General features: G+C 36.1%; 2 protein-coding genes and 3 pseudogenes. 3 read left to right on the forward strand and 2 right to left on the reverse strand.

Features of this window, described 5'->3' with window-relative positions; translation table 11 throughout:
• Window positions 1-264, reverse strand: a 264-nt coding sequence (locus AC1DJR_RS26295) for a glycosyltransferase (RefSeq protein WP_477003892.1), incomplete at its 3' end; no start/stop codon positions are given.
• 307 nt (window positions 265-571) lie between these two features.
• On the opposite strand from AC1DJR_RS26295, the gene AC1DJR_RS26300 reads away from it, so the two are divergent.
• Window positions 572-805, forward strand: a complete 234-nt coding sequence (locus AC1DJR_RS26300; protein WP_477003893.1) for a hypothetical protein — start codon at window positions 572-574, stop codon at window positions 803-805.
• Here AC1DJR_RS26300 and AC1DJR_RS26305 read toward each other — a convergent pair.
• Window positions 765-989, reverse strand: a pseudogene (locus tag AC1DJR_RS26305) (DinB family protein); the annotation flags it as partial. The gene AC1DJR_RS26300 and the pseudogene AC1DJR_RS26305 sit on opposite strands and share 41 nt — an antisense overlap.
• 674 nt (window positions 990-1,663) lie before the next feature.
• On the opposite strand from AC1DJR_RS26305, the pseudogene AC1DJR_RS26310 reads away from it, so the two are divergent.
• Together AC1DJR_RS26310 and AC1DJR_RS26315 are read left to right on the forward strand one after the other, a co-directional pair.
• A pseudogene (locus tag AC1DJR_RS26310) lies at window positions 1,664-3,657 on the forward strand (alpha-helical endospore appendage domain-containing protein).
• A 63-nt stretch (window positions 3,658-3,720) separates the two neighbouring features.
• A pseudogene (locus AC1DJR_RS26315) lies at window positions 3,721-4,326 on the forward strand (DUF11 domain-containing protein); the annotation flags it as partial.

A 4,326-nucleotide genomic window follows, 5' to 3' on the forward strand; every position in this document is an offset into this window, starting at 1 on the left:
TGTTAATGGAAGCGCCTCATTAATGAGCGTTGCATATCTTGTGGTTTTATATCTTTCATTACCTTGTATAAAACTATTCTTATAATAAATTCGAGGGTCATCTAAATACTTTTTTATGATATTTATAGTATCTGGATAAGAGTTATCATCCATAATAAAAAGTTCCCATTCTTTAAAAGTTTGCATCTGAACACTTTCAATAACTTGATTAATTAAAGAAGGTTTATTATAGCTAGTGAGGATAATTGAAATTAGGGGTTTCAAAGTTGTCACCTCTTGTGAGAATTTTGGATAGCTTAATATTTTCAGGTGAATATTAATTGAATCTTTGGAGTTAGTTGTTTCTAACTATTGATATTTTCTTTTTTGTACTTAAATAGTTTATTACTTGTTCATAGATATGGTATAGACTATAGCGGATTATAAAAAAGATGCATGGGCAAATAAAATAGCTACTTTATCATTTTATTACATATATAAATCTTTTTTAAAATTATCGGAACGGTTCGTCCTTTCTCTTTATATAATAACGTAACTATTTTTTATTTAATGATAAGGAGGAGAGTAATATTTGCCTAAAATTACAGTTATTATGACGAGTTATAATAAGCCCCATCGCCATCAAGCTAAGGTTTTGAAGTACCCCCAAAACCAAAATTCACTTTCTCTACAGGTAGTTACTTTGAGAAGTCAGCTCATTTTTTTCGTTTTGGGGGCGTTTATTTTTCTTAAGTTGATGGGGATGGGGGGAACCCTTTCCTTGTTTAGGCCGGATATCCGCCTGTTGGCGGTGGCCAAGCGCTAAATAATCTGCGAATCAGCACAATTTCTCCTAAATGGTAGGAGTTGTGAGATGCAATATTGCGTAGCACACCGCCCGGGGTTTCACCAGGCCATTCCTCCAATGTTTTGTCCAATTGAACAGTTTGGGCAATCGTGCATGCCTGTTCAATCCCTTAAAGAAAATACTGAATAATCTGTTTCCACTTGAATAGGTTTTGCTTTTCCATACTAATCACGTCCTTTTTTAGAGTACTAGTATCAGTATGTCCAAGTTTCAGAGATTAGTTACATAAGTCATATAGTTTTTGCACCAGAACCATAAAAGTAAGTCTATGACCTATTTTTACACGTATCTCGGCTGTTCCCTATAAGAGGCCAAGTAAATAGAAGACAAAAAAGCGACCAATTTCAATTAGTTGCTTTTTTGTCTGTATTGTTCCACCAATCCCTATTCTTCAATTCGATTGGACCAGTGTAAAATATTCCTATTTTATCATCAGTATGTTTTGTTTCAACCTTCAAACGATAAATGCTAGGAGTTACAATCTGTCCAAATATCAAAATCTTTATAATTGTTAACTGAAAAATTTGAATGATATCATTTTTTTATTATTAGCCTAATAGAGATGTGGTGGTATTCCTATTAAATGATTTTCACAGCAGAACTGGATTTGAAATATATTTACCTGAAAAATCAGATAAATAATGATAAATAGAAAGAACATTTAATTATAGATATAGTTTTTCAGTGATTGAAATATAATTTGTGTTATCAAATATTTACATAGGAGGCAATTATATGAATTAAAATCCCCCTTAAGTTTTATTAAAAAATAAAATAATAGTTATTATTCTAGTTGTTATAGAAAGGACGAAGAGAATGTCAATAGTTCAGCGTTATACAACGACTACAAATGGTGCGATGACGTTTACAGGTAATACGCTAGGATTTGGTTCGAATAATCCTAGCTATAATGACATTGGAGCATTCATTACGTTGGATCTTACCCAACAAGTCCCAAGTTATCCAATAGGTAGTACATTGAATTGGAAATTGAATGCTTCTCAAGCATTTCTGAAATTTCCTGTAGCTAGTGAAGTGCTGTATGCAGAGTTGATTATATTAACGTTCCCATTTCCTTAACTAACCCACAAGGTTCAATACAAACAATATCTCCTGATGCTACAACGGCCCAAGTAGTAGTGCATGAAAATCACACATTTTATATTCGTACAGCTGATGTTACTAAACTAATAAAGGCGAGTGGGGCAGGTTCTTATACTGTAAGTGGGGTACCAGCCACAATCCAACGGCCAAGTAAAAGTAATGCAGCAGGATGGACGCTTGCTGTTATATATAAAAATCCTTCTTTACCTTCACGAAATATGAACTTATATGTTGGTGTGGCATCTGTTGAAAGAGGGAATGTAGTGGATCAAAAAATTAAAGGTTTTGGGACACCTGAATCCAAACCGTTTCAGGCAAGAGCTTTATTGACTGCTATCGAAGGCGATAGTTTCATTTCTAAGGACCAATTTTTATTTGGTCCATCCCCAGGCCAATTACAAGCCATTTCTGGACCGAATAACTTAGTGGATAACTTTTTCGCTTCACAGATTAATGATGATGGTGGAAATTTAGATACTAGTGGGACAGCGGGAAATAGTAATGTAACCCCAGGGCAAAAACAGTCTACACAGCGCTATGGCTGGGATATTACGAATGTGGATATTTCAAACGCCATGGAAATCTCACAAACTGAAGCGATTGCTCGGTTCAAAACAGATATGGATGGATTCATCCTTTCTGGATTAGGGATTCAAATTGATGTGAATAGTCCGGAACTTAAGATAGACAAACAAGTGGATAAAGATATAGCAATAGTCGGAGATGAGTTAACTTACACAATTTTAGTAGAAAATAGTGGACTAGTAGAAGCTCAGAATTCCATTTTTAAAGATATTCTTCCAGATGAGTTAGAATTTGTGCAGAACAGCTTAACTATCGATGGGCAAGCCAAACCCGGAGAAAATCCAGCTAAAGGAGTCAATATCGGATTTGTAAGCATAGAAGGGCCAGTCGAGATCATATTTAAAGTGAAAGTGATTGCAGTCCCTACAGATGGAAAGGTGACTARTACGGGTAAGCTGGATTACGAGTTCCAAAGTGCAGCGGGTTTACCTCTCACATCAGGATCTAGTAGCTCAAATGAAGTAAATACTATCATTAAGCATGTACAAGTCGATCTCGTGAAAAGTGAAGATCGTTCGGTTTACGATAAAAAGGGAGATATTATCACCTACACGCTCGATATTACCAATAATGGAGATACTTCAGTAAATGCAATTTCTATTAAAGATGTCATACCTACAGGAACGGTACTCGTTCCAGGGAGTTTAAAAGTAAATGGTGCACCGGTGCTTGATGATTTAACAACAGGAATTCCTCTTGGTACATTAATTCCTGGCCAAACAGCTGTGATTACATTTCAAGTAGCGTTACAGAGTCCGTTGCCAGTGAAAGTAGATAACCAAGCAGAGGCAATTTATCAATTTCAGCTGAAACCAGGTAGCAATGTGCGTGAGGAAATAGTAACAAGTAACCTAATTACGGCGTGGTTAGAGACCGATTGTCAAAAAGCACAAAATCAGATTTTTGAATCAGTAGCACAACAAGAGCTCGGTTTGATGAAAATCCTTCAAGCAGAAAGTGTAAAGGTACAAGAAGCGGTAAAGGCATTTGAAGAAGAACGAATCTCTGCCCAAGAACTTGCTAGGATTAATCAGAGTGTCGAAAAAGTAGTCCAAAAAGCTACACAGTTGGAGAAATTATTAAAAGATAAATTAGAAATTGCTAAGCAGATTTGTTGTTAGTAGATTAATGAGAAAGAAGCACAAGAATTTATAGCTTTATTTAGATTGAAAAGGGGGAAGAATATGCCATTTATTCATCGTTTCACCCAAACAACCAATGGTGCGATTACATTTACAGGAAATACATTAGGTTATGCAGATGGAAGTACAGATATCGGGGCTTTTTTGACAACAGATAGTTCTAAACAAGTGTCAGGCTATCCAGCTGGAAGTACAATGAACTGGCAAGAAAATTCCTCTTTGGCTATGCTGAGAATCCCTGCAGACAGTGAAATATTGTATGCCGAGTTGATCTGGGGTGGATCGACTAAAGATCAATATACTGATGTTCGTTCAGCTATCAATACTTCGATTACTTTTACTACCCCAGCTGCTACTGTATCCATCGCACCAGATGCCTTCACTGCACGAGAAGAGTCCGTCTTTGGCGGTCAAGTTTTCTATGTTCGCTCTGCGAATGTAACTGAATTTGTACAAAAAGGTGGAGCTGGAACTTATATAGTAGGTGGTATTCCCGGAACGGTAAGAGATTGTACTTTTTTTCTAGCTTCTACCAATACAGTGGGATGGACGTTGGCTGTCGCTTATAAACATCCATTACTTAAAATTCGAAATATGAATATTTATGTTGGGTCTCAAGTGATTTCTATGTCTAATCCTCCAGTGGAT

Source organism: Bacillus sp. 05T31, from assembly GCF_056396725.1.